Source organism: Rhizobium sp. LC145 (assembly GCF_001005825.1).
In the GTDB taxonomy this organism is placed as follows: Bacteria; Pseudomonadota; Alphaproteobacteria; order Rhizobiales; family Rhizobiaceae; genus Neorhizobium.
In genome coordinates this window covers 82,043-106,046 of record NZ_LBHV01000003.1, presented here as the reverse complement: position 1 = coordinate 106,046, position 24,004 = coordinate 82,043, and the positions used below count along the sequence as shown (strand labels likewise).

Here is a 24,004-nt window from a genome sequence, read left to right as displayed (position 1 = left end):
GAAATTTGGCGCATTCCGGCCGCCAGCCCTTGCCAAAATCGCCCGCCGCGAAAAATGTCAGGTAGATGTCAGCTTGATGTGCTGGCTTAGAGCGATCGGCGCCCCATGGAGGCGGGCGCTCGATTTGTGCTGGGAGGAAGAAAACAAGCGGCAAGCACCCGCCCCGAACTCTTTCCCATCATAAAAAACAGACATTGCGTCAGATTTTGGACGCCTACCGGAGGATCGACCCTTGAAACACGTATTTCTTGCTTCCCTTCTTGCCGGCGCGCTCGCCCTTCCGGCCTATGCCGCCGACTATACGATCATGGCGCCAGCCGCCCCCGGCGGCGGCTGGGATCAGACGGCCCGCTCACTGCAGACCGCTCTCCAGGAGGAAGGCATCTCCGGCAATGTGCAGGTAATCAACGTACCTGGCGCCGGCGGCACTATCGGCCTTGCCCAATTTGCCAGCCAGCAGAAAGGCAATCCGAACGCCCTCATCGTCGGCGGTTATGTCATGGTGGGCGCAATCCTCACCAACAACGCGCCCGTGACGCTGAAAGAGGTCACGCCAATTGCCCGCCTCACCGGCGAATACGAGGCGATCGTCGTTCCGGCCTCCTCGGATATCGAGAACATCGGCCAGCTCGTCGACAAGCTGAAGGCGGATCCGGGCTCGGTTTCTTGGGGCGGCGGCTCTGCCGGCGGCACGGATCATATCGCGGTGGGCCTACTCGCGAAGGCTGCCGGCGTCGATCCGACCAAGATCAACTACATCGCCTATTCTGGCGGCGGCGAAGCGCTTGCGGCCATTCTCGGCAGCCAGGTGACCGCCGGCATCTCGAGCTATGGCGAGTTCGAATCCCAGGTGAAGGCCGGCACGCTGCGCCTGCTCGCCCTTTCGAGCGAGGAGCGCGTGGAAGGCATTGACGCCCCGACGCTCAAGGAATCGGGCTATGACGTCGTGCTGCAGAACTGGCGTATGGTCGCAGCCGCTCCGGGCCTTTCCGACGAGCAGAAGGCTGCCGTCCTCGCCGATGTCGACAAGCTCGCGAAGTCGAACACCTGGCAGGAAACCCTGAAGACCAAGGGCTGGGCGGACACCTATCTCGCAGGCCCGGCGTTCGAAGAACAGCTCGCCAAGGACATTGCCGCCACGGAAACCGTGCTCAAGGACATCGGACTGGTCAAATGAGTCTCGACCGCCAGAATTCCGTCAAGGAACAGCGCCGCCCCGACAGGGCGGCGCTTGCCATTGCCGCCGTGCTCGTCACCATCGCGGGCACTATCTTCTTCGATGTCGCCCGGCTGAAAGGCATGGCCGGCTATTCGCAGATCGGCCCCGCCACCATTCCGGACTGGATCGCCTTCGCGCTCGTCGGCCTCGCCATCTGGACCGTGATCGCCGCCTTCCGGCGCGACTTCCCGGAGCGCGAGCATCAGGAGTTCGGTCCTGTCGTCTGGATCGTGGCTGGCCTGATCGCGCAGATGCTGCTGCTTCGCACCGCCGGCTTCTCGATCGCGACCGGTGTTCTCTTCGCCCTGACGGCGGCCGGGTTCGGCAAGAAGAGGCTTTGGATCACGCTGCCCATCGGCATCGTCCTCTGTCTCGTCATCTGGCTGATCTTCGCCGGCCTGCTGCAGCTTTCGCTGCCCGCGGGACCGCTGGAACACCTGTTTCTCTGATGACTTTCCGAAAGTAAGCCAATGAGCACGTTCGAATTCCTTCTGCAGGGGCTGGCTTCGGCAGCAGAGCCGATGAACCTCCTCTATGCGCTGATCGGCGTGACGCTCGGCACCGCCGTCGGCGTACTCCCCGGCATCGGGCCGGCGCTGACGGTCGCCCTTCTCCTGCCCGTCACCTACCGGCTCGACCCCACCGGTTCGCTCATCATGTTCGCCGGCATCTATTACGGCGGCATGTATGGCGGATCGACCACCTCGATCCTGCTGAACACGCCCGGCGAAAGCGCCTCGATCGTCACCGCGCTCGAAGGCAACAAGATGGCCCGCAACGGGCGCGGAGGACCGGCGCTCGCGACAGCCGCGATCGGCTCCTTCGTGGCCGGCCTCATCGCCACGCTGCTGCTCGCCTTCATCGCCCCCTATATCGTGAAACTGGCGCTGGTCTTCGGCCCGCGCGAATATTTCGCGCTGATGGTGCTCGCCTTCGTCACCGTATCGTCGGCCTTCGGTGATTCGACGTTGCGCGGACTGACATCGCTCTTCATCGGGCTTGCTTTCTCGGTCGTCGGCATCGACCAGTTGACCGGCCAGAACCGCCTTTCCTTCGGCGTTCCGGACCTGCTCGACGGCATCGAGGTCACGACCATGGCGGTTGCCATGTTCGCGATCGGCGAGACGCTCTATATCGCCGCGCAGGGCAATCGCGGGCCCGAAACGGTGGAAGCGGTCAAGGGTTCCGTCTGGATGAACGCCGCCGATTGGGCGCGCTCCTGGAAGGCCTGGCTGCGCGGCACCGTGATCGGCTTCCCGATCGGCGCCATGCCGGCAGGCGGCGCCGAAATCGGCACCTTCCTCTCCTATGCGGCGGAAAAGCGCCTTACCAAGCATCCGGAAGAGTTCGGCAACGGCGCGATCGAAGGCGTGGCCGGTCCCGAAGCTGCCAACAACGCATCGGCCGCCGGCACGCTCGTGCCGCTCTTGACCCTCGGCCTGCCGACCACCGCGACCGCGGCGATCATGCTTGCTGGCTTCCAGCAATACGGCCTGCAGCCGGGGCCGCTTTTGTTTGCGACCAATCCGCAGCTCGTCTGGGGTCTCATCGCATCGCTGCTCATCGCCAATCTCATGCTGCTGGTGCTGAACCTGCCGCTGATCGGCCTCTGGGTGAAGCTGCTGACGATCCCGAAACCCTGGCTCTATGCCGGCATCCTGGTGTTCGCCACACTCGGCACGATCGGAGCCAACCCTTCCGTCTTCGAGCTTGGCATGCTGCTCACCTTCGGTCTGCTCGGCTATGTCATGCGCGTATTCGGCTATCCGATCGCGCCGGTCGTGGTCGGCCTCATCCTCGGGCCGCTCGCCGAGCAACAGCTACGCCGGGCACTCGCGATCAGCCAGGGCGACGTGACGGTGCTCTTCACCTCGCCGATCGCCGCGGTGCTTTTGGCGGTTGCGGCGATTGCGCTGATCCTGCCGCTCATCCTGCGCGCGCGCGGCAGGGGCGAGGTGCTGTCGCAGATGGCTGCAAGCGAGGATTGATTCCTCGCAAATTCCAGACGCGAAGGGAGGCGGGCAACCGCCTCCCTTTTTTGACTCCGGTGCCGCAAAAATGTGCTTTGTGGCAAAAAAGTGGCCATCCTTTTCTTGCCAAGAATCAAAGCGGCGTTATTTCCGGGTGATCAACCTTCCGAAAGCATCGGCCATTCGGCCAGTTCTTTTTTTGAATCCTTTCCGGTCCGCTTCGCCTTCCCCCGGCGAACACCTGCAAATAGGAATCGCCATGTCCTTAAATCTCTCCTCTCCAGACAGCGCCCGATCCGGCGGCTGGTTGCTCAAGCTCGTCGGCATACTCGTCTTCCTTGGCGGCCTGCCTCTGCTCGCAGGCGGCGTTCAGCTTATTTCGCTCGGCGGCTCCTGGTATTACGCTCTTGCCGGAGCCGCGCTCATTCTCGTCGGCATCCTGTTCTTTCTGCGCAGGAAGGCGGGCGTCTGGCTCTTTGCCCTTCTCTATATCGCCACCATCGCCTGGGCGCTCTGGGAAGTCGGCAGCCTGGATTTCTGGCCCCTGGTACCGCGCATCGTCGCGCCCACGGTGCTTGCGATCATCGTCGCGCTGATCACCCCGCTCTTTCCGACCAACCGCCCTTCATCGAAAGCAGCGCCCTTGGGCATCGCTGCGCTCCTGGCGCTCGGCCTCGCCGGCGTGGGCTATCTGGCCTTTCAGCCACAGCATCTGATCCGCAACGAAGTGGCGGAGGCTCCCGCACCGCAAGGCCAGGCTGCCGCGGAAGGTTCCGCCTCCGATTGGCGCCATTACGGCCGCACGCCGCATGGCACCCGGTATGCGCCGATCGATCAGATCAACCGCGACAATGTTCAGAACCTTCAGGTCGCCTGGACCTTCCGGACCGGCGATCCCGCCGACAAGGGAGCAGAAGATCAGAATACGCCGCTCCAGGTGGGCGATACCATCTATCATTGCACCGCGCACAATATCGTTCATGCGCTCAACGCCGAAACCGGCGAGGTTCGCTGGAAATTCGATCCGCAGGCGACGTCTCCGGTATGGCAGCGTTGCCGCGGGGTGAGCTACTACGAGCCGCCTGTCGTTGCCGCCGTGCAGCCGGCAGAACCAGTGCCGACAGCGCCGGCCGAACCGATTGATCCGACGGCTCCGGCGCTTGCGGCACCCACGATCGAGGAGCCGGAAGAACAGGCGGCTCCTGCGGCACCCGCAGCACCGCCTGCACCCGCGCAATGCGCCGCGCGCATCGTCTTGACGACCATCGACGCCCGGCTGATCGAGCTCGATGCGAAGACCGGCGAGCCTTGCGCCGAGTTCGGCAATGCCGGCACGGTCAATCTTCGCGAAGGCATGGGCGAGGTGAAGGATGGCTTCTACTTCCAGACCTCCGCTCCGACCGTGATGCGCGATCTCGTGTTGGTCGGCGGCTGGGTTTGGGACAATCGCGAGATCAACGAACCCTCCGGCGCGGTGCGTGCGTTCAATGCCCGTACCGGCGAACTCGTCTGGGCCTGGGACCTCGGCAATCCCAATATCACCCGCTATCCGCCTGAGGGCGAAAGCTATACTCGCGGCACGCCGAACGTCTGGTCGACGCCTGCCTTCGACGACGAACTAGGCCTCGTCTACCTGCCGACCGGCAACGCGACGCCCGATTTCTTCGGCGCACATCGTTCGGAGGCTGCCGAGCAATATTCCGCATCCGTCGTTGCCCTCGATATCGCCACCGGCCGCGAACGCTGGAAATTCCAGACCGTCCACCACGACATCTGGGACTACGACGTTCCGGCCCAGCCGGCGCTCTACGACGTTCCGGATGGCAATGGCGGCACGCAGCCGGCGCTGATCCAGATCACCAAGCGCGGCCAGATCTTCATGCTCAACCGGGAAACCGGCGAGCCGATCGCGACGGTGGAGGAAAGGCCGGTGCCGCAGACAGGCGGTGTTCCGGAGGACTGGGTCTCGAAGACGCAGCCCTATTCCACCGGCATGCCATCAATCGGCACCGAACCGTTCACGGAGGCCCGAATGTGGGGCGCAACCCCCTGGGACCAGCTCTATTGCCGCATCGAGTTCAAGAAGATGCGCTACGAGGGCGAATTCACGCCGCCGGGCACAGATGTCTCGCTCATCATGCCGGGCTATTACGGCGGCATGAACTGGGGATCGGCGTCGATCGACGAAGCAAATGCCATGCTGGTCGTCAACGACATCCGCATGCCGCAATTCGTGCGGCTGATCCCGCAAGCCGAGGTCGAAGGCCTCAGCGGCGCTGCCGCCCATGATGGGCTTTCGAGCCAGACGGGCACACCCTATGCCGCCTGGAAGAACGGCTTCATGTCACCGCTCGGCGTGCCGTGCCACCAGCCGCCCTACGGCACCATTTCCGGCATCGACCTCAAGACACGCCAGCTCGTCTGGCAGGTGCCAGCCGGCACGCTGCAGGATAGCGGACCCCTCGGCATGAAGACCGGCCTGCAGATCCCAGTCGGCATGCCTTCGCTCGGCGGCCCAATGACGACCGCCGGCGGCATCGTCTTCTATGCCGGCACGCAGGACTATTACCTGCGGGCGCTCGACGTGCGCACCGGCGAAGAGCTCTGGAAAGCCCGCCTGCCGGTAGGCACGCAGGGTACACCGATGACCTATGTCTCGCCGGAAAGCGGGCGTCAGTTCGTCGTGATTTCGGCGGGTGGCTCGCGCCAGTCCCCCGATCGCGGCGACTACATCGTCGCTTTCAGCCTTCCGAAGCAGTAAGACCAAGAAATGAGGGGCGGCGCCAGCAGCGCCGCCCCTCATGCGTTCGGAAATTTCAATGACCGAAGACGGACCAGCCGGTCTTTGCCGCCAGCATTTCTAAAGCAAGCGAGCCGATCAGCGAGTTGCCATTGTGATTGAGCCCCGGCGACCAGACTGCGACCGAAGCCTTGCCCGGCGCTACCGCCAGGATGCCGCCGCCGACCCCGCTCTTTCCCGGAAGACCGACGCGATAGGCAAAATCCCCCGACCCATCGTAGTGACCGCAGGTCAGCATCAGCGCGTTGATACGGCGCGCCCGCTGCTTGGAGACCACCGTATGACCGGTCAGGGGGTTTGAACCCGCAGCCGCTAGAAACAGGCCCGAGCGGGCAAGCTGCGTGCAGGTCATGGCAAGCGCGCAATGGTGGAAATAGACGCCGAGCACATGCTCTACCGGATGATCGAGCTTTCCGAAGGAACGCATGAAATTGGCAAGTGCGAAGTTGCGGTAACCTGTCGCCTGCTCCGATTTCGCCACCGCCGGATCGATCGCTATCGCCTCGTCATCGGCCAGATACTGCACGAAGCGGACAATCTCGCCGATCGCCTCGCGCGGCGTGTGGCCGGCCAGCACAAGATCGCTGATCGCAATGGCCCCGGCATTGATGAAGGGGTTGCGAGGTTTCCCTCCCTCGTGTTCCAGCTGGACGATCGAATTGAAGGCCGAGCCCGAAGGCTCGCGCCCGACGCGGTTCCAGGTCGTCTCGCCATGCTTGCCAAGCGCCAGCGTCAGCGTGAAGACCTTGGATATGCTCTGGATCGAAAAAGGTTCGTCGCAGTCGCCCGTTTTGTAAACTTCACCGTCGACGCCGATGACGGCCAAGCCGAACTTCTTCGGATCGATGCGCGCGAGCTGAGGAATATAATCGGCGACCTTGCCTTCGCCGAGCCGCGGGGTCAGCTTCTCGTGAATCTCGTCGACGATGGCCTGAAGGTCCGCCATATCCGCTCCTGATTTCGATGAAATTCCGTCTACTCGAAAGCAGCGCCGGAAAGGTGATTGCTGGCGGATGTCTTCACCGCGCCGATTTCCGACCAGAGCGCGGCAATCGCTGCGGGTTCGACATCCGCCATGATATCGCGCAGCCAGCCTTCGTGAGCCGCCGCCATGGTTTCGAAGAACTCCGTCCCGGCCGGCGTCAGCCGTGCGACCGTCACGCGGCGGTCGCCATCCGGCGTGACCCGCTGCACGAAGCCGTCCGCCTCCAGCCGCTCGACGAGACCGGTGACATTGCCGTTCGTCACCATGGTCCGCCTGGAAAGCTCACCGAGCCGCAAGCCATCCGGCTCGCGATAGAGCTGCGCCATCAGGTCGAACTGCGGCAGCGTGGCACCGAACTCGGCGCGCAGCCGGCGGCGGATTTCGGCGGTAATCAGCTTGGTGGTTGAGAGCATGCGCAGCCATAGGCGGGTCTCGGGTTTGTTCCGCCCGCTCCGTCCATGGATGATCATCTCCAGATCGGCGCTTGCCGTTTCCACTTCTGCCGTTTCCACCAATTTACCCTCCGCTCTTGTCTCAGAACTACGGGCCGATATTTCAAATGTCAAAGGCGTTTCAGGTGTATCGGGAAGCTCTTGACGCACCGGCTTGTACCCATATAGTTTAAACTTAAAATAATAACAGTGGCGAATCGTCCGGAGGAGTTTGGTTCATGCGCATCGTCTGCATCGGCGGCGGCCCCGCCGGCCTCTACTTCGCGCTGCTGATGAAGAAACAGCATCCGGAGCACCGCATTTCCGTCGTCGAGCGCAACCGCCCTTACGACACCTTCGGCTGGGGCGTGGTCTTCTCCGATGCGACGATGGACTCAATGCAGGCCTGGGATGCGGAGAGCGCTGCCGAAATCCAGGATGCCTTCAACCACTGGGACGATATCGAGGTGCTTTTCAAGGGCACCCGCCAGCGAACCACCGGCCATGGTTTCGTCGGCATCGGCCGCAAGAAGCTGCTCAACATCCTGCAGCGCCGCTGCGAGGCGCTCGGAGTCGAGCTCATCTTCGAGACCGAGGCGGAGAGCGACCTCGACTTTCCGGATGCAGACCTCATCATCGCCTCGGACGGCTTCAATTCAAGGATCCGCAACCGCTACCGTGAAGTCTTCGAGCCGGATCTTCTCGTCCGCCCCAACCGCTATATCTGGCTTGGCACAAGCAAACTCTTCGATGCCTTCACCTTCGACTTCCGCAAGACGGAGCATGGCTGGTTCCAGGCGCACATCTACAAGTTCGACGAGAACACCTCGACCTTCATCGTGGAAACCACGGAGGAGGCCTATGAGAAGCACGGTCTCGGCGAGCTGGACCAGCAGGGTTCGATCGACTTCTGCGAGGAGCTCTTCACGGAGGTGCTGGAAGGCGCTGAACTGATGACCAATGCGCGGCATCTGCGAGGGAGCGCCTGGCTCAACTTCAACCGGCTGATCTGCGGCCGGTGGAGCCATTACAATGGAAAATCCCATGTGGTGCTGATGGGTGACGCCGCCCATACCGCGCATTTCGCGATCGGTTCCGGCACAAAGCTCGCGATCGACGATGCCATCGAGCTTACCCGCCAGTTCGACCTGCAGGGGCACGACAGGGAGAATATCCCGGCAGTCCTCAAAACCTATGAGGAAATCCGCCGCGTCGACGTCGCCCGCATCCAGAACGCTGCGCGCAACGCCATGGAATGGTTCGAGGTGGTCGGCCACCGCTATGCCGATACGCTGGAGCCTCCACAGTTCATGTATTCCATGCTGACCCGCTCGCAGCGCATCAGCCACGAGAATCTGAGGCTTCGCGACAAGACCTGGCTCGAGGGTTACGAACGCTGGTTTGCCGGACAGAGTGGAATCGAAACCGGAACGAACGATCGCGTGCTGCCGCCGATGTTCACGCCCTATGCGGTGCGCGGCGTGGAGCTTTCCAACCGCATCGTGATGTCGCCCATGGCGATGTATTCCGCCAAGGACGGCCTGATGGACGATTTCCACCTCGTTCATCTCGGCTCCCGCGCACTCGGAGGCGCGGGGCTCGTCTTTGCCGAAATGACCTGCGTTTCGCCGGATGCCCGCATCACGCCCGGCTGCCTCGGCCTCTGGAATGACGAGCAAGCGGTTCGCTGGAAGCGCTTCGTGGATTTCGCACATGAGAACAGTGCCGCCAAGGTGGGCATCCAGCTCGGTCATGCCGGCCGTAAGGGCGCGACCAAGGTCGCCTGGGAAGGCATGGACCAGCCCCTGCCGGAAGGCGGCTGGCCGCTCCTTTCGGCCTCCGCTACCCCCTACCTGCCGCACAGCCAGGTACCGAAGGCGATGGACCGCGCCGACATGGACAGGGTGAAGGCGGATTTCGTGCGCGCCACCGAGCTTGCGGCCACCACGGGTGCCGATTGGTTGGAGCTGCATTGCGCCCATGGCTATCTGCTGTCGAGCTTCCTTTCGCCGCTGACGAACCTGCGCGACGACGAATATGGCGGCAGCCACGAGAACCGGGCGCGCTATCCGCTGGAAGTGTTCCGGGCGATCCGCGCCGTCTGGCCGGATGACAAGCCCATCTCGGTACGCCTTTCCTGCCACGACTGGTCTGCGGGCGGCAATACGCCGGAAGATGCGGCGATCTTCGCCCGCATGTTCAAGGAAGCCGGCGCCGACCTGATCGATTGCTCGTCCGGACAGGTATGGAAAGAAGAAAAGCCGGTCTATGGACGCCTCTTCCAGACACCTTTCTCCGACAAGATCCGCAACGAGGTCGGCATCCCGACCATCGCCGTCGGCGCCATCTCGGAAGCGGATCATGCCAATTCGATCATCGCCGCCGGTCGCGCCGATCTCTGCGCGATCGCCCGCCCGCATCTTGCCGACCCCGCCTGGGTGCTGCACGAGGCGGCGAAGATCGGGCTGACGGATATTCCCTGGCCGAGGCAATACTATTCCGGCAAGCTGCAATACGAGACCAATCTCGCCCGCGCGGCGGCGAAGTGAGGAGGCTTCCATGACTGCAAGCGGGAAACTCGCCGATCGTCACGCTCTCGTCACCGGGGCCGGCGGAGGCATCGGCGCGGCAATCGTAACCGCGCTCGTGGAGGCTGGCGCCCGCGTGACACTTGCCGGCCGCCGGGCAGAACCCCTGGAAAGACTCGCGGGCACGCTCGGGGCGGGCATGGTCTGCGTGGCCGATGGTTTCGACGTGACCGACGATATCGCCATCGACAACGGGCTGAAGGCTGCCCATGCGAGCTTCGGCCCGGTCGATATTCTCGTCAACAATGCCGGCGAAGCGCCGAGCGCTCCATTCGAGAGGACTACGATCGATATCTGGAACCAAGTGCTCGCCATTGATCTGACCGGCGTCTTCCTGGTGACCCAGGCCATCCTGCCGGACCTCAGAGCTTACGGCGCCGGGGCTCGGATCATCAACATCGCCTCGACGGCAGGACTGACGGGTTACCCTTACGTTTCGGCCTATACCGCGGCAAAGCATGGGGTCGTCGGCCTCACCCGCTCGCTGGCGCTGGAACTCGCCAAGACCGGCATAACCGTCAATGCAATCTGCCCAGGTTTCACGGATACGCCCCTGGTCGGCCGTTCGATCGACGCCATCATGGCGAAAACGGGCCGCACGGCGGAGGAGACCATGCAGGAATTCACGAAGGGTAATCCGCAGGGCCGGCTCGTCAGGCCGGAGGAAGTCGCGGACGCCGTGCTCTGGCTCGCCTCGCCCGCCGCGGCATCGATCAACGGCCAGGCGATCGTGATCGCCGGCGGGGAGGTAATGGCAGGATGAGCGATGCTTCGATGGCGGGGCATCTGCGCCCCTTCAAGGATTACCAGGCTAGGCATTTCCTCTGGCAGGCAAGCGAGGACGGGCGCGTGGCGACCATTCGGCTGAACCGGCCAGAGCGAAAGAACCCGCTGACCTTCGAGAGCTATGCGGAACTTCGCGATCTGTTCCGTGATCTCGCCCATGCCTCGGACATCCGGGCGGTGGTGCTGACGGGCGCTGGCGGCAATTTCTCGTCCGGCGGCGATGTCTTCGAGATCATCGAGCCGCTGACGAAGATGGCGATGCCGGACCTTCTTGCGTTCACGCGGATGACCGGCGAGCTCGTCAAGGCCATGCGCAAATGCCCGCAGCCGATCATCGCGGCCGTCGACGGCATCTGTGCGGGTGCGGGCGCGATCCTTGCCATGGCGTCGGACATGCGGCTGGCGACGCCGGAAGCGAAAACTGCCTTCCTTTTCACCCGCGTCGGACTTGCCGGAGCGGATATGGGCGCATGCGGTATCCTGCCCCGCATCATCGGGCAGGGTCGTGCCGCCGAACTGCTCTTCACCGGCCGCTCGATGAGTCCCGAGGAAGGGCAAGCCTGGGGCTTCTACAATGCGCTGCATGCCGTGGGCAGCCTCGAAGCCGAAGCGCTGAAACTCGCCCATTCGCTGGCGGACGGCCCATGGTTCGCCCATACGATGACCAAGACCATGCTGAATCAGGAATGGGCCATGGGCATCGACGAGATGATCGAAGCGGAAGCCCAGGCCCAGGCGATCTGCATGGCGACCAAGGACTTCCGCCGCGCTTTTGAGGCTTTTGCCGAAAAACGCAAACCGACATTCGAGGGCGACTGATGGGCGGGCCTAACTCCCTCAGTGGACCGGATCGAGACTTCCTCGACTGGCCTTTCTTCGACGCGAGCCACAAGGTGCTGGCCGCAAAGCTCGATGATTTCACGGTATCAGGCGCACTTTCCGCTATCGACCATTCGGACCTGGATGTGGGCTGCCGCAGGATCGTTCGGGCCTTGGGCGAAGCCGGGCTTCTGGATGCGGCAACCGGCGCGGGCGGAGAAACGCCAATCGACAGCCGCGCCGCCTGCTTGACGCGCGAAACGCTCGCCTGGCATGAGGGGCTTGCCGACTTCGCCTTTGCTATGCAGGGACTCGGCACCGGCGCAATTGGCCTTTCGGGAACGGAGGAACTGCGGCGCAGGGTGCTGCCCAAAGCACGCTCGGGAGAATGGCTCTCCGCCTTCGCGCTCTCGGAAAAGCAGGCCGGCTCGGATGTCGCGGCGATGAGCTGTGCTGCGCGCAAGGAAGGTGGCTTCTATATCCTCGATGGCGAGAAGACCTGGATTTCCAATGGCGGCATCGCCGATGTCTATACGGTCTTTGCCCGCACCGGCGAGGCGCCGGGCACGCGCGGCATCTCCGCCTTCGTCATCTTCGCCGACGATCCGGGTTTTTCCATCGCCGAGCGGATCGAGGTGATCGCCCCGCATCCGTTGGCGACGATCCGCTTCGAGAATTGCCGCATCCCCGCCTCGCGTCTGCTCGGGAGCCCCGGCGAGGGGTTCAAGATTGCCATGCGGACGCTCGACATCTTTCGTGCCTCCGTGGCGGCCGCAGCCCTAGGGTTTGCCAAACGCGCGCTGGACGAGGCTCTCGCCCATGCCAAAACTCGGCCGATGTTCGGCGCCCATCTTGCCGACCTGCAACTCACCCAGGCCGCTTTCGGCGACATGGCTACCGGGATCGATGCCGCAGCGCTTCTGACCTATCGCGCCGCCTGGCGTCGCGACGTGCAGGGGCTGCCGACTACCAAGGAAGCCGCCATGGCCAAGATGGCGGCCACGGAAACCGCCCAGAGCGTCATCGACCGTGCCGTACAGATTTTCGGCGGACGCGGCGTGAAGAGCGGTGAGATCACCGAGAAACTTTATCGCGAGATCCGGGCGCTGCGCATCTACGAGGGTGCGACCGAAGTCCAGAAACTCATCATTGCCCGCGAGCTCCTGAAGCCGGAGACAAGACATGCATGACATCCTGCAGCCGGAGAGCTGGGCGAAACCGGTGGGCTATGCCAACGGCGTTGCGGCAAGGGGACGCCAGATCTACGTCGGCGGGCAGATCGGCTGGAACGGCCAGTGCCGTTTCGAAACCGACGATTTCGTGGAACAGGTGCGTCAGACCCTGAAGAACGTTGTGGCTGTGCTCGCTGAAGCCGGTGCGCGGCCCGAACACGTGACCTCCATGACCTGGTACTTCACGGATAAGTCGGAGTACGTCGAAAACCTCAAGGGCATAGGTAAAGTCTACCGCGAGGTGATGGGGCGGCACTTTCCCGCCATGGCGGCGATGCAGGTTCTAGCGCTGGTGGAAGATCGCGCCAAGATCGAAATCCAGGCAATTGCCGTCGTTCCGGAGTGAGACGATGGGAGAACAGACCGATTTCTCCACCGGCGTCTCGGGCGAAGTTCGGCAAAGCGTACTCGTCGTCACCATCGACAATCCGCCGGTCAATGCCGCGTCGGCCGATGTCCGCGGTGGGCTTGCCAAGGCGCTGGCCCATGCCGAGGAAGCGATCGACATTCGCGGCGTCGTGCTGACGGGGGCGGCCAAGACCTTCATCGGCGGCGCCGATATCCGGGAATTTGGCCAGGCACCGGTGGAGCCCACTCTGCCGACGGTGATCGAGGCTCTGGAGGCGCTGTCGAAGCCGGTCGTCGCCGCGATCAACGGGTCAGCGCTCGGCGGGGGATTGGAAGTGGCGCTCGCCTGCCACCATCGCATCGCCTCGCCGCTCGCACAAATGGGCCTGCCGGAGGTGAAGCTCGGCATCGTCCCCGGCGCCGGAGGCACGCAACGCCTGCCGCGCCTCATCGGTATTCCCGCCGCGCTCGACCTTATCGCCTCCGGACGATCGGTGAAGGCACACGAGGCCCTTTCCCTCGGTATAGTCGATGACGTTGTGGACACTGATCTGACCAAGGCCGCCGTCGCCGTCACCCTCGAACTTGCCGGCAGTCCATTGCGACGGACAAGCCAACTTCCCGTTTCTCCCGCCGATCCGGCCGACGTGGAAAAGCTTTCGGCCAAAATTCTCGCCAAGGCGCGCGGGCAGCGGCCCCCCGCCGAGGCGATCCGGCTTGTCACCTCCGTAGCGCGTCCCTTTGCCGAAGGCCTTGCGGACGAGCGCGCCACCTTTCTGGCGTTGCGTGACGGCCAGGAGGCCGCAGCGTTGCGGCATGTATTTTTCGCGGAGCGTGAGGCCGCCAAGGTGCCGGGCTTTGAAGGCGTCGAGCCTCGTCCGGTCAAGGTAATCGGCATTTGCGGCCTCGGGCTGATGGGCAGCGGGATCGCTGTCGCGGCGCTCGGCGCTGGTTATACCGTGATCGGCCTCGATCAGACCGAGGAAGCCGCAGAAACAGGCCGCCAACGCATCATCGGTCTGCTGGAGCGGGCGAAAGCCTCCGGGCGCATCGATGAAGCCGGCTTTGCGGAGCAGGTTGCCCGCCTCTCGATCACCGCAGCAGATCAAGACCTCGCCCCATGCGACCTCGTGATCGAAGCCGTATTCGATGACCTCGCCGTCAAAACGGATCTCTTCCGGCGGCTCGACCGCGTCGTCCGCCCCGATGCAGTATTGGCGACGAATACGAGCTATCTGAACCCTGACGAAATCGCAGCCGCGACCGCTCACCCCGGACGCGTACTCGGCCTGCATTTCTTCTCACCCGCCCATGTCATGCGACTGCTGGAAGTGGTGCGCTGTGGCAGGACCGCACCGAACGTGCTGGCGACCGGGCTTGCCGTCGCCAAGAAGCTGCGCAAGCTGCCGGTCGTCACCGGCGTGACGGAAGGCTTCATCGGAAACCGCATCTTCTCGGCATACCGAAGAGAGGCGGAATTCCTGCTTGAAGATGGGGCCCTGCCGCATGAAATCGACGCGGCACTGGAAGGCTACGGCTTTCCCATGGGACTCTTCGCTGTCTATGACATGGCCGGTCTTGAAATCGCCTGGGCGCGGCGCAAGCGCTTTGCCGCCAGCCGAGATCGCAAGGAGCGCTACGTCGAGATCGCCGACCGGCTCTGCGAAGCCGGGCGTCTCGGCCAGAAGGCCGGGCGCGGCTGGTATGCCTACCCTGACGGCAAGCGCACGATCGATCCGGAGGTGACGGCGATCATCGAAGCCTGCCGGGCGGCGAAAAGCATCACATCCCGCCAGTTTTCCTCCGAAGAAATCATTAGTCGGCTTCTGAGTGCCATGGCATCCGAGGGAGAGGTACTGCTTGCGGAGGGCATTGCGGCACGGACAGGCGATATCGATCTGGTGATGATCAACGGCTACGGCTTTCCTGCCCACAAGGGCGGGCCGATGTTCGCGAAGGCTCAGACGCCGAGATAACGGTCCTGCAGGTCGGCGGTAAGCTCGCCCGGAGTGCCCTGCCAGACGCTCCGGCCGTTTTCGAGGATAGTGCAGCGATCAGCAACCGGCAGCAGCTCGGAAAGCGTCTTGTCCACCACCAGGATCGAAAGCCCTTCTGCCTTCAGCTTGCGGATCGCCTTCCAGATGTCTTGCCGAATGACCGGCGCCAGTCCCTCGGTCGCCTCGTCGAGAATGAGGAGGCGCGGATTGGTCATCAGGGCACGCCCGATCGCCAGCATCTGCTGCTCACCGCCTGAGAGCGAGCGGGCCATCTGGGCGTGCCGTTCCGCAAGCCTCGGAAAGAGCTCGTTGACGCGGGCGAGCGTCCATTCTCCCGGCCGGGCGGCAGCCACGAGGTTTTCGTGGACCGTCAGGTTCGGGAAACAACGCCGGCCTTCCGGCACGAGGCCGATGCCGAGTTTCGCCACCTGATGCGGCGGCTTGCCCTTCGTATCCACGCCGCCGAGCTTCACCGCACCCGCACGCGGCGGCGTGAGGTTGCAGATGGCGCGGATGGTCGTCGTCTTGCCCATGCCGTTGCGGCCCATCAGAGCCACGGCCTCGCCTTCGTTTAGGGAAAGATCGACACCGAAAAGCGCCTGGCTCGCTCCATAGAAGGCTTCGATCTTCTCGACATCGAGCAGCATCAGGCGTGATCTCCGAGATAGGCGGTGCGCACGGCCGGGTCGCGGCGGATCTCCTCCACCGTGCCGGTCGCGATGATACGTCCGTAGACAAGCACTGAAATCCGATCGGCGAGCGCGAAGACCGCGTCCATGTCGTGCTCCACCAGCAGGATCGGCGCCTCGTGCCGCAACACATCCAGAAAGCGGGTGAGCGACTTCGAACCCTCTGGCCCCATGCCCGCCATCGGCTCGTCGAGCAGGAAGGCCTTTGCCTGAAGCGCCAGTGCCATGGCGATCTCGAGTTGCCGGCGCTCACCATGGGAAAGTTCGCCCGCGGGCACGCGTGCCCGTTCCGCAAGGCTCACACGCTCCAGCATGGCCATGGCTGTATCAATGAGCGAAGCATCCCACATCACCGGTTTGAAGAAGCGGAAGCTTGAACCTTCCCTCGCCTGCACCGCCAACATGACGTTGCGGAGCGCGGAAAATTCCGGCGCCAGCGATGAGACCTGGAAGGTGCGACCGAGGCCGAAGCGCGCACGCTCGGCAACCGAGAGACCGCCGATATCCTGACCGGCAAAACGGATCGTGCCGGCATCCTGACGCAGCGTGCCGCAGATCTGGTGGATGAGGGTGGACTTGCCCGCGCCGTTCGGGCCGATCAGCGCATGAATCTCGCCGGGGCGAAGATCAAGCGACACGCCATCGGTCGCCCTCAACGCGCCGAAGCTTTTGACGAGGCCGGAAATTTCAAGAACCGGATCAGCCATGACTTCAACCATGCTTGGCCCTCCCGGCCAGCAACCCCAGCAAGCCGCCGCGGGCAAACAGCACGACGCCGAGCAGGATCAGCCCAAGGAAGAACTGCCAGCGCTCGGTGACGCCGCCCAGCGCATACTCGAAGATGACATAGAGCATGGCGCCGGCGACCGGACCGAACAAGCGGCCGACGCCGCCGAGGATGATCAGAACGATCAACTCGCCCGACATGTGCCAGGACAGCATGGAGGGGCTGACGAAGCGGTTGAGATCGGCAAATAGCGCGCCGGCAAGCCCGGTGATCCCCGCCGAGATCGCGAAAGCCGTCAGCCGGATGCGGAAGGGGGCGATGCCGACGGTCGCCACCCGCACCTCGTTCTGCCGCGCAGCCTGGAGAGCCGAACCGAAGCGCGAGCCCCGGATCAGCGAAAAGAGGCCGAGCGCGACCAGGAGGGTCACGTAGCAGATCAGGAAGAAGTTCAGCGGCCGCATGGTGTTGATGCCCGCAAACTGGTTGCGGACGAGGATGGACAGCCCGTCCTCCCCGCCATAGGCCGGCCAGGAGATCGCGAAATAATAGACCATCTGGGCGAAGGCGAGCGTGATCATGATGAAATAGACGCCGGATGTGCGAAGGCTGATCGCGCCGATCACCAACCCGACAAAGCTCGCAGCGAGAACCGCCACAAGCCAGATCACCGGCATCTGATTGGTACCGGACAAGCCGAGGAGCAATGGATCGCCCGAAAAGCCATGGGTCGCCAGAATGCCCGCCGCATAGCCGCCGATGCCGAAGAAAGCCGCGTGGCCGAAGGATACGAGACCGCCCAAACCCAGCGCCAGATTGAGGCCAGTCGCGGCGAGCGCCAGGATGGCGATGCGAGTAGCGAGCGTGATGTAGAACTGCTCACCAGAAGCATAGGCGGCGAGTGGCACCGCCAGCAGAAGCGCAGCCAGAATCAAGTTGATGAGGTTTTCGCGTGATATCATCATGGCCTCACGCATGCGCCGCCGGGAAGAGGCCGCGCGGCTTCACCGCCAGGATCAAGGCCATCACGATATAGATGAGCATGGAAGCTGCCGCGCCGCCGATCATGCCCGCCTGCGCCGGCGGCACGAAAAGCGCCAGCAGTTGCGGCAGCAGGAATCGGCCCATCGTATCGGTGACGCCGACCAGCAGCGCGCCGAAAAGCGCTCCCTTGATCGACCCGATGCCGCCGATGACGATCACCACGAAGGCGAGGATGAGCACAGGCTCGCCCATGCCCACCTGCACGGATTGCAGCGCGCCGACCATGGCGCCGGCAAGGCCCGCAAGCGCCGCCCCGAGCGCGAAGACCACCGTGTAAAGAGTGCGGATGTCGACGCCGAGCGCGCCGATCATCTCCCGATCGCTTTCGCCGGCGCGGATACGCATCCCGAGACGCGTCCTCGAGATCAGCACGTAGAGCCCGAAGGCGACCAGCGCCCCGGCAGCGATGATCGCCAGGCGATAGACCGGATACTGCAACCCACCCGGCAACATGACGGCGCCGCCTAGAATGGGCGGAATATCGAGATAGAGCGGGAAGGAGCCGAAGAGCCAGCGTGTCCCTTCGGAAAAAATCAGGATCAAGGCGAAGGTGGCAAGCACCTGATCCAGGTGGTCGCGGTCGTAGAGCCTGCGGATGACGAGAAGTTCGACGAGCGCGCCGGCAGCGGCAGCGGCAATCAGGCTCGCGACGAGACCGATCCAGAAGGAGCCGGTCGCGGCCGCCACCGCGGCGCAGGCGAAAGCGCCGACCATGTAGAGCGAGCCGTGTGCAAGATTGATCAGGCCCATGACGCCGAAGATCAGCGTCAGCCCGGCCGCCATGAGAAACAACATGACGCCGAGCTGAAGGCCGTTCAGCAACTGCTCGAGAGCAAGTGCAAGGGTCACAACCAACCCTTACATCTTGCAGTCTTTGGCATAGGCATCGCCATGATCGGTGAAGATCTTCTCCACCGTCTTGTTGGTGAGCACATCGCCATCCTTCACCACTTCCGTGACATAGATATCCTGGATCGGATGCTGGTTGGTGTTGAACTTGAAGTTTCCGCGCGGCGACTGGATGTCGGCCTTCAGAAGTTCGGCGCGAAACGCATCGGTATCCTTGACGTCCGCCTTGCCAGCCGCCGACAGGATGAGTTGGGCGGCGTCATAGGCCTGGACGGCATAGATCGACGGCAGGCGGTTATATTCCTTCTGGAAATCCGTCAGGAACTTCTTGCTCGCCGGATTGTCGAAGTCCGGAGCCCACTGGCCGGATGCCTTGACGCCCAGCGCCGCATCGCCGATCGCCGGCAGCACGTCCTGGCTGAAGGAGAAGCCCGGGCCCATGACCGGAATATCGACGCCCGATTGGGCGAACTGCTTCATGAAGGCGATGCCCATGCCGCCGGGCAGAAAGATGAAGATGCCGTCGGCGCCGGAAGCGCGCATCTGGGCAATTTCTGCAGCATAGTCCGTCTGACCGACCTGCGTATAGACTTCCGCCGCGACCTCGCCCTTATAGTAACGCTTGAAGCCGGTGAGCGAATCCTTACCCGCAGGATAGTTCGGCGCCATGATGAACATCTTCTTGTAGCCCTTGTTGGCGTATTCGCCCATGGCCTCGTGAAGATTGTCGTTCTGGTAGGCGGCGTTGAAATAAAGCGGGTTGCACTTCTCGCCGGCAAGTGCGGCCGGTGCGGCATTGGTGGAGACGTAGAGCTTGCCCTGGGCCACCGCGCTCGGAGCCACGGCCATCAGAAGATTTGACCAAACGATGCCGGTCAAGATGTCCACCTCGTCGCTCTGGATCATCTTATCGGCGATCTGCACGGCCAGTTCCGGCTTCTGCGCATCGTCCTCGGTGACGACCTCGATCTCCTTGTTTCCGGAATTCTTGATCGCCAGCATGAAACCGTCACGGGTATCGATGCCGAGCCCGGCGCCGCCACCTGAAAGCGTGGTGATCATGCCGATCTTCAGCGGTTCGGCCATGGCAAGGCCGGAGACCCCAAGGCTCAAGGCCAGCGTGGCCGCAGCAAGACTTTTATTCATTTTATGGCTCCCAGTTGTTTTATTGTTCCCATAATTCACACTCGCTGCGAAACTTCCACCATCTCGATACGGCGAAGATGTTTTTATTCTCAGGCTTTCAGGCTCTCGCGGCCTGTTTCAGCCGAAACCGCTGGATCTTTCCCGACTCCGTCTTGGGCAATGTATCGGTGAAGACGATCGAACGCGGATATTTATAGGGTGCGATCACGCTCTTCACGTGTTCCTGCAGAAGTTTCGCCAGCGCGTCGCAGGCAGCGGAGGGATCGGCCAATACCACATGCGCCTGAACGATCGTGCCCCTTTCGGCGTCCGGCGCCCCGATCACCGCACATTCCAGTACGGCCTCGTGCTTGAGAAGTGCTGCCTCCACCTCCGGACCGGCGATATTGTAACCGGCCGAAACGATCATGTCGTCGGAGCGGGCAGCGAAATGGAAATAGCCGTCCTCGTCCTGGGCGAAGGAATCGCCGGTCAGGTTCCAGCCGTCGCAGACATAATCCTTCTGCCGCTCGTCGGCGAGATAGCGGCAGCCGATCGGTCCTCTGACGGCAAGCCGCCCTATAGTGCCGACCGGTACCTCATTCATGTCGTCATCGACTATCTTCGCCTCAAAGCCCTTGATCGGTCTGCCGGTGCAGGCGGGTTTCGCGTCGCCGAGATGGTTGGAGATGAAGATGTGCAGCATCTCAGTGGAACCGATGCCATCGAGGATCGGCTTGCCGGTCTTGCGCGTCCATTCCTCGAAGACAGGTGCCGGCAAGGTCTCTCCGGCGGAGACGGCGATCCGGAGCGAAGAGAGATCGGCGCCCTGGTCGAGTGCGGCGAGCATGGCGCGATAGGCGGTCGGTGCGGTGAAGCTGATCGTCGCCTTGTAGGTCTCGATGATCTCGATCATCTTCGGGGGCGTCGCCTGCTCCAGGAGGGTGGCGGCCGCGCCAAAGCGCAAGGGAAAGATCGCCAGCCCTCCGAGCCCGAAGGTGAAGGCAAGCGGTGGCGAGCCAACGAAGACATCGTCCGGCGTGACGTTCAGCACTTCCTTGGCATAGGCATCCGCGATGATTAGAATATCGCGATGGAAATGCATGGTGGCCTTCGGCACTCCCGTGGAGCCGGAGGTGAAGCCGAGCAGCGCCACGTCGTCCCGGCCGGTGTTCACCGCATCGAAGCGGACCGGCTTGTTCAGCGCGGCACGGTCGAGCTCAGCGTCATGATTGGCGGTTCCGTCAAAGCCGATGACTTGCTTCAGGAAGGCGCTTTCCTTGGCGGTCGCCACCAGTTCGTCCATCAGCCGCGTATCGCAAAGCGCCATGGAGACTTCGGCCTTGTCGATGATCTTGGTCAATTCCCCGGCGCGCAGCATGGGCATCGTGTTGACCACCACCGCGCCGGCCTTGGTCGCGGCGAGCCAGCAGGCGACCATGGCGGGATTATTGGCCGAACGGATGAGCACGCGGTTTCCGGGCTTCAGGCCGTAATCCTCGACAAGCGCCCGCGCGATGCGGCTCGTCCAGTCGGAAAGCTCCTTGTAGGTGCGGCGGCGACCATTGCCGATCAGCGCCGTATGGTCCCCGAAACCTCGCTCGACCATTCGATCGGTGAGCTCGACTGCGGCATTCAGCCATTCGGGATAGTCGAAGCCATCGAGCTTGAGTTCAGGCCACTGATCCGCCGGCGGAAGATTGTCGCGCGCAAATGAATCCAGATGGCCTGTCGGTCCCAGCATCGTCCATGTTCCCACTCGTTCTGGTGCGGTCGGCTGGCGGGAGGCTTTGCCTCCTCGGGTCCGATCGCGCGCGGCTTTTCGCCTTTTTGATGAGAATTGCACCGCCTTCAGCGTCTGGCAAGAGAGAAATTTTAAGTTTGTAATAATTTTCGAAGCGGCGGTTTTCAGCACTTCGCGCCTTCCGTCGAGCGTGCTGCGGTGCCAGTATGCCTGCGGAAGAAGACGAGGAGCATCAAGCATGCGCCACCGCATAACCGACTGGAACGATGCCTATGCCAACGGTCCGAACATCCCCGGTGGGGAGCGCTGGCCGGGGCTCTGGGTCGAGCCCGCGCGGCATTATCGCGACGTGCTGATGGATACCGGGCGGGCCAGGCTCGACATCGCCTACGGCCCAGGAGAGCGCAACCGCCTCGACCTCTTCCTTCCAGTCGGCGATCCCGTCGGCCTCGTCGTCTTCGTGCATGGCGGTTTCTGGCTGAGGCTCGACCGGGGCTATCTATCTCATCTGGCGCGCGGGCCGGTGGAACATGGTTATGCGGTCGCGATGCCTTCCTATGCGCTCTGTCCGGATATCCGCATTTCCGGCATCACCGCCGAAATCGGCGCCGCGATTTCCGAGGCTTCGGCCATCGTGGGCGGGCCGATCCGCCTCATCGGCCATTCGGCGGGCGGACAGCTGGTGACGCGGATGATATCGACGACCTCGCCGCTCGCCGAGCCGGTACTGGAACGCATCGTCAAGACGGTTTCGCTATCGGGCCTGCATGATCTGAGGCCCCTGATACACACCGGCATGAACAAGAGCCTGAGGATCGACCGGCAGGAAGCCTGGCGGGAAAGCCCGGCGCTTCTCGAGCCGCTGTCCGGCGTCCGGCTCACCTGCTGGGTCGGCGGCGCCGAGCGCTCGGAGTTCATCCGACAAAGCGCGCTTCTTGCCAACATCTGGAAAGGACTGGGTGCCGAGACGGATTACGTCGAGGAGCCCGATAAGCATCACTTCACCATCGTCGACGGCCTGGCCGACCCGCGCCACCCGATGGTGGGCGCCCTGCTATCCTGAAGTGCCTCAAAGCGAAGCGGCGGCGCGGGCGGCCTGGTCGTAATGGCCGGAGAGCGCCCTGAGCCGGGCGGCGACTTCCGAAAGGCTCTCGGCGGAGACCTCGGTCGCGAGCACCGAGCGGACGAGCAATGCCTCACGCAATGATTTGTATCGGGCGCAAGCGTCGGCGCCCGCCTCCGTGACACTGACCAGCTTTTCCTTGCCGCGCCGGCCGGACTTGATGAGCTTCAGGCGCTCGAGCTTTTTCAGGGCGTAGGTCACGACATGGGTGTCCTCGATATTCAGCACGAGGCAAATATCGGCGAGCGTCTTGGGTTTGTTGCGGCTGTTGATATTGTGGAGCACGAGGATATCCACCGGAGAGAGGTCCGGCACGCCGGAGGCGGCCATGCACCGCACCATCCAGCGGCTGAAGGCATGGTTCAACATGATAAGCCCGAACTCGATCTCGGAAAGAGCCGGCAATGCGCCGCTCGCCAGATGTCCCGAGGACACGATCGGCCCGAACTGATCCTTTGGTGACATGACTCTCCTCCCGGAAAAACGAGGGCGCCGCGGGCTTTCGGCCGCGGCGCCTCAAAATCACATCTTGCTGTAAGCGTCCAGAATGGCCTTGCCCCCGTCGCCGGCCTTGGCGGCCCAATCCTCGGTGAGCTTGGCGCCGACTTCGGCAAGGCCGGTCTTCAGCTCCTCGCTCGGCGCGACCACCTGCATGCCGTTCTGCTTCAACGAATCCATATAGGCGGCTGTCTTTTCGACCCCGAGACCGAAGCCGCGCGTTTCCGCTGCGGCGGCAGCGTCGATGACGGCCTTCTGGACGGCCGGATCAAGCGCCTCGAAAGCTTCCTTGTTCACGAAGACGACATTCTTCGGAATCCAGGCCTGAGTGTCGTAGTAATGGGTCAGCGACTCCCAGATTTTCGAGTCGACTCCGGTCGCGCTCGACGTCATCAGGCCGTCCACGACACCCGTTGCCAGCGCCTGAGGCAACTCGGCTGCCTGGATTGTCACGGGCTGGGCGTTGACGAGTTCGGCGATGCGTGCGGTGCCGACATTATAGGCACGCCACTTGAGACCGGCGAGATCGTCGACCGAGTTCAGCTCCTTCTTGGTGAAGATGCCCTGCGGCGGCCAAGGGGTCGCATAAAGGAGCTTCAGGCCCTGCTCGTCGAGCGCCTTTTCAATCGCCGGCTTGGAGGCCTCCCAAAGCTTCTTCGACTGCTCGAAGCTGGTGGCGAGGAACGGCACGACATCGATGCCGAAAACCGGGTTCTCGTTCTCGTGCAGCGAGATCAGCACTTCGCCGGCCTGAGCCTGGCCGGTCTGCACCGCGCGCTTGATATCGGGCGCCTTGAAGAGCGAGGCATTCGGATGGACGGCGATCTTCAATGCGCCGTTGGTGGCCGCATCCACGTCCGAGGCGAACTGGCTGAGGTTCTGGACATGGTAGTTCGCCGGCGGATAGGCCGAGGGCAGGACCCAGGTGGTCTGCGCCAGTGCGGAGCCTGCGGCGGCGAAGATCGCCGCGGTGACAAGCCCCGTTCGAACGAGGCTGGAAATCATCGGTTTCATCTCATTCCCCTTTTTGCAA

Annotated in this window: 21 protein-coding genes; 11 read left to right on the top strand and 10 right to left on the bottom strand. The window is 63.2% G+C overall.

Annotated features, from left to right (window positions below; translation table 11 throughout):
- Positions 1–232 precede the first annotated feature (232 nt).
- The 4 genes from YH62_RS08785 (at position 233) to YH62_RS08770 (ending at position 5,950) form a co-directional block, all read left to right on the top strand.
- Positions 233–1,177, top strand: a complete 945-nt coding sequence (locus YH62_RS08785) for a tripartite tricarboxylate transporter substrate binding protein (protein ID WP_046793832.1) — start codon at positions 233–235, stop codon at positions 1,175–1,177.
- Positions 1,174–1,668 carry a tripartite tricarboxylate transporter TctB family protein gene (locus YH62_RS08780; protein WP_046793831.1) on the top strand — a complete coding sequence of 165 codons (495 nt, stop codon included), beginning with the start codon at positions 1,174–1,176 and terminating at the stop codon, positions 1,666–1,668. The genes YH62_RS08785 and YH62_RS08780 overlap by 4 nt, the downstream gene beginning before the upstream one ends.
- A gap of 21 nt (positions 1,669–1,689) precedes the next feature.
- Entirely contained in the window at positions 1,690–3,207 is a 1,518-nt protein-coding gene (locus YH62_RS08775) for a tripartite tricarboxylate transporter permease (RefSeq protein ID WP_046793830.1), read from the top strand.
- Between the two features lie 241 nt (positions 3,208–3,448).
- Positions 3,449–5,950, top strand: coding sequence for a membrane-bound PQQ-dependent dehydrogenase, glucose/quinate/shikimate family (locus YH62_RS08770; protein ID WP_046793829.1), 2,502 nt, complete (start codon positions 3,449–3,451; stop codon positions 5,948–5,950).
- 55 nt (positions 5,951–6,005) lie between these two features.
- On the opposite strand, the gene YH62_RS08765 is transcribed toward YH62_RS08770, so the two are convergent.
- Positions 6,006–6,935, bottom strand: a complete 930-nt coding sequence (locus YH62_RS08765; RefSeq protein ID WP_046793828.1) for a glutaminase — start codon at positions 6,933–6,935, stop codon at positions 6,006–6,008.
- A 29-nt stretch (positions 6,936–6,964) separates the two neighbouring features.
- Positions 6,965–7,444, bottom strand: a complete 480-nt coding sequence (locus YH62_RS08760; protein WP_046794300.1) for a MarR family transcriptional regulator — start codon at positions 7,442–7,444, stop codon at positions 6,965–6,967.
- A gap of 200 nt (positions 7,445–7,644) precedes the next feature.
- Here YH62_RS08760 and YH62_RS08755 point away from each other — a divergent pair, with 200 nt between their 5' ends.
- From YH62_RS08755 to YH62_RS08730, 6 genes are read left to right on the top strand one after another with little or no spacing between them, the layout of a single operon-like run.
- Positions 7,645–9,954 (top strand): bifunctional salicylyl-CoA 5-hydroxylase/oxidoreductase, encoded by a 2,310-nt coding sequence (locus YH62_RS08755; protein WP_046793827.1) that lies wholly within the window; start codon positions 7,645–7,647, stop codon positions 9,952–9,954.
- 10 nt (positions 9,955–9,964) lie between these two features.
- Positions 9,965–10,756 carry an SDR family NAD(P)-dependent oxidoreductase gene (locus YH62_RS08750; RefSeq protein WP_046793826.1) on the top strand — a complete coding sequence of 264 codons (792 nt, stop codon included), beginning with the start codon at positions 9,965–9,967 and terminating at the stop codon, positions 10,754–10,756.
- Complete coding sequence (locus YH62_RS08745; protein ID WP_046793825.1) at positions 10,753–11,598, top strand: enoyl-CoA hydratase family protein; 846 nt, start codon at positions 10,753–10,755, stop codon at positions 11,596–11,598. The genes YH62_RS08750 and YH62_RS08745 overlap by 4 nt, the downstream gene beginning before the upstream one ends.
- A complete protein-coding gene (locus tag YH62_RS08740; RefSeq protein ID WP_046793824.1) occupies positions 11,598–12,788 on the top strand; it encodes an acyl-CoA dehydrogenase family protein in 1,191 nt (396 codons plus the stop codon). Before YH62_RS08745 ends, YH62_RS08740 begins: the two co-directional genes overlap by 1 nt.
- Positions 12,781–13,176: a RidA family protein gene (locus YH62_RS08735; protein ID WP_046793823.1), complete on the top strand. Its 396-nt coding sequence runs from the start codon at positions 12,781–12,783 to the stop codon at positions 13,174–13,176. The genes YH62_RS08740 and YH62_RS08735 overlap by 8 nt, the downstream gene beginning before the upstream one ends.
- 4 nt (positions 13,177–13,180) lie before the next feature.
- Positions 13,181–15,154 (top strand): 3-hydroxyacyl-CoA dehydrogenase NAD-binding domain-containing protein, encoded by a 1,974-nt coding sequence (locus YH62_RS08730; RefSeq protein ID WP_046793822.1) that lies wholly within the window; start codon positions 13,181–13,183, stop codon positions 15,152–15,154.
- On the opposite strand, the gene YH62_RS08725 is transcribed toward YH62_RS08730, so the two are convergent.
- The 6 genes from YH62_RS08725 to YH62_RS08700 all read right to left on the bottom strand — a co-directional run bounded on the left by YH62_RS08725 (position 15,139) and on the right by YH62_RS08700 (position 21,350).
- Complete coding sequence (locus tag YH62_RS08725; protein WP_197082520.1) at positions 15,139–15,825, bottom strand: ABC transporter ATP-binding protein; 687 nt, start codon at positions 15,823–15,825, stop codon at positions 15,139–15,141. The two genes, YH62_RS08730 and YH62_RS08725, sit on opposite strands and share 16 nt — an antisense overlap.
- Positions 15,822–16,571, bottom strand: a complete 750-nt coding sequence (locus YH62_RS08720) for an ABC transporter ATP-binding protein (RefSeq protein ID WP_046794298.1) — start codon at positions 16,569–16,571, stop codon at positions 15,822–15,824. Before YH62_RS08720 ends, YH62_RS08725 begins: the two co-directional genes overlap by 4 nt.
- Positions 16,572–16,575: 4 nt before the next feature.
- Positions 16,576–17,550, bottom strand: a complete 975-nt coding sequence (locus YH62_RS08715) for a branched-chain amino acid ABC transporter permease (RefSeq protein ID WP_046794297.1) — start codon at positions 17,548–17,550, stop codon at positions 16,576–16,578.
- A 7-nt stretch (positions 17,551–17,557) separates the two neighbouring features.
- Positions 17,558–18,481 (bottom strand): branched-chain amino acid ABC transporter permease, encoded by a 924-nt coding sequence (locus YH62_RS08710; protein WP_046794296.1) that lies wholly within the window; start codon positions 18,479–18,481, stop codon positions 17,558–17,560.
- Between the two features lie 9 nt (positions 18,482–18,490).
- Complete coding sequence (locus tag YH62_RS08705; protein WP_046793821.1) at positions 18,491–19,627, bottom strand: ABC transporter substrate-binding protein; 1,137 nt, start codon at positions 19,625–19,627, stop codon at positions 18,491–18,493.
- A 97-nt stretch (positions 19,628–19,724) separates the two neighbouring features.
- Positions 19,725–21,350 carry an AMP-binding protein gene (locus YH62_RS08700; RefSeq protein ID WP_046793820.1) on the bottom strand — a complete coding sequence of 542 codons (1,626 nt, stop codon included), beginning with the start codon at positions 21,348–21,350 and terminating at the stop codon, positions 19,725–19,727.
- A gap of 238 nt (positions 21,351–21,588) precedes the next feature.
- On the opposite strand from YH62_RS08700, the gene YH62_RS08695 reads away from it, so the two are divergent.
- Complete coding sequence (locus YH62_RS08695; protein ID WP_046793819.1) at positions 21,589–22,413, top strand: alpha/beta hydrolase; 825 nt, start codon at positions 21,589–21,591, stop codon at positions 22,411–22,413.
- 6 nt (positions 22,414–22,419) lie between these two features.
- Here YH62_RS08695 and YH62_RS08690 read toward each other — a convergent pair whose 3' ends face one another.
- Positions 22,420–22,938, bottom strand: a complete 519-nt coding sequence (locus YH62_RS08690; RefSeq protein WP_046793818.1) for a winged helix DNA-binding protein — start codon at positions 22,936–22,938, stop codon at positions 22,420–22,422.
- A 57-nt stretch (positions 22,939–22,995) separates the two neighbouring features.
- On the bottom strand, positions 22,996–23,976 hold the full coding sequence (locus YH62_RS08685; RefSeq protein ID WP_046793817.1) for a TRAP transporter substrate-binding protein: 981 nt from the start codon (positions 23,974–23,976) through the stop codon (positions 22,996–22,998).
- Positions 23,977–24,004: the final 28 nt, after the last annotated feature.

What these genes read in the sequence shown, in the direction of transcription:
- YH62_RS08740 (WP_046793824.1), top strand. Translation starts at nt 11,598, where the DNA reads ATGGGCGGGCCTAACTCCCTCAGTGGACCGGATCGAGACTTCCTCGAC.
- YH62_RS08775 (WP_046793830.1), top strand. Translation starts at nt 1,690, where the DNA reads ATGAGCACGTTCGAATTCCTTCTGCAGGGGCTGGCTTCGGCAGCAGAG.
- YH62_RS08755 (WP_046793827.1), top strand. Translation starts at nt 7,645, where the DNA reads ATGCGCATCGTCTGCATCGGCGGCGGCCCCGCCGGCCTCTACTTCGCG.
- YH62_RS08730 (WP_046793822.1), top strand. Translation starts at nt 13,181, where the DNA reads ATGGGAGAACAGACCGATTTCTCCACCGGCGTCTCGGGCGAAGTTCGG.
- YH62_RS08750 (WP_046793826.1), top strand. Translation starts at nt 9,965, where the DNA reads ATGACTGCAAGCGGGAAACTCGCCGATCGTCACGCTCTCGTCACCGGG.
- YH62_RS08715 (WP_046794297.1), bottom strand. Translation starts at nt 17,550, where the DNA reads ATGATATCACGCGAAAACCTCATCAACTTGATTCTGGCTGCGCTTCTG.
- YH62_RS08690 (WP_046793818.1), bottom strand. Translation starts at nt 22,938, where the DNA reads ATGTCACCAAAGGATCAGTTCGGGCCGATCGTGTCCTCGGGACATCTG.
- YH62_RS08695 (WP_046793819.1), top strand. Translation starts at nt 21,589, where the DNA reads ATGCGCCACCGCATAACCGACTGGAACGATGCCTATGCCAACGGTCCG.
- YH62_RS08735 (WP_046793823.1), top strand. Translation starts at nt 12,781, where the DNA reads ATGCATGACATCCTGCAGCCGGAGAGCTGGGCGAAACCGGTGGGCTAT.
- YH62_RS08745 (WP_046793825.1), top strand. Translation starts at nt 10,753, where the DNA reads ATGAGCGATGCTTCGATGGCGGGGCATCTGCGCCCCTTCAAGGATTAC.
- YH62_RS08780 (WP_046793831.1), top strand. Translation starts at nt 1,174, where the DNA reads ATGAGTCTCGACCGCCAGAATTCCGTCAAGGAACAGCGCCGCCCCGAC.
- YH62_RS08720 (WP_046794298.1), bottom strand. Translation starts at nt 16,571, where the DNA reads ATGGCTGATCCGGTTCTTGAAATTTCCGGCCTCGTCAAAAGCTTCGGC.
- YH62_RS08770 (WP_046793829.1), top strand. Translation starts at nt 3,449, where the DNA reads ATGTCCTTAAATCTCTCCTCTCCAGACAGCGCCCGATCCGGCGGCTGG.
- YH62_RS08760 (WP_046794300.1), bottom strand. Translation starts at nt 7,444, where the DNA reads ATGATCATCCATGGACGGAGCGGGCGGAACAAACCCGAGACCCGCCTA.
- YH62_RS08765 (WP_046793828.1), bottom strand. Translation starts at nt 6,935, where the DNA reads ATGGCGGACCTTCAGGCCATCGTCGACGAGATTCACGAGAAGCTGACC.
- YH62_RS08705 (WP_046793821.1), bottom strand. Translation starts at nt 19,627, where the DNA reads ATGAATAAAAGTCTTGCTGCGGCCACGCTGGCCTTGAGCCTTGGGGTC.
- YH62_RS08700 (WP_046793820.1), bottom strand. Translation starts at nt 21,350, where the DNA reads ATGCTGGGACCGACAGGCCATCTGGATTCATTTGCGCGCGACAATCTT.
- YH62_RS08685 (WP_046793817.1), bottom strand. Translation starts at nt 23,976, where the DNA reads ATGATTTCCAGCCTCGTTCGAACGGGGCTTGTCACCGCGGCGATCTTC.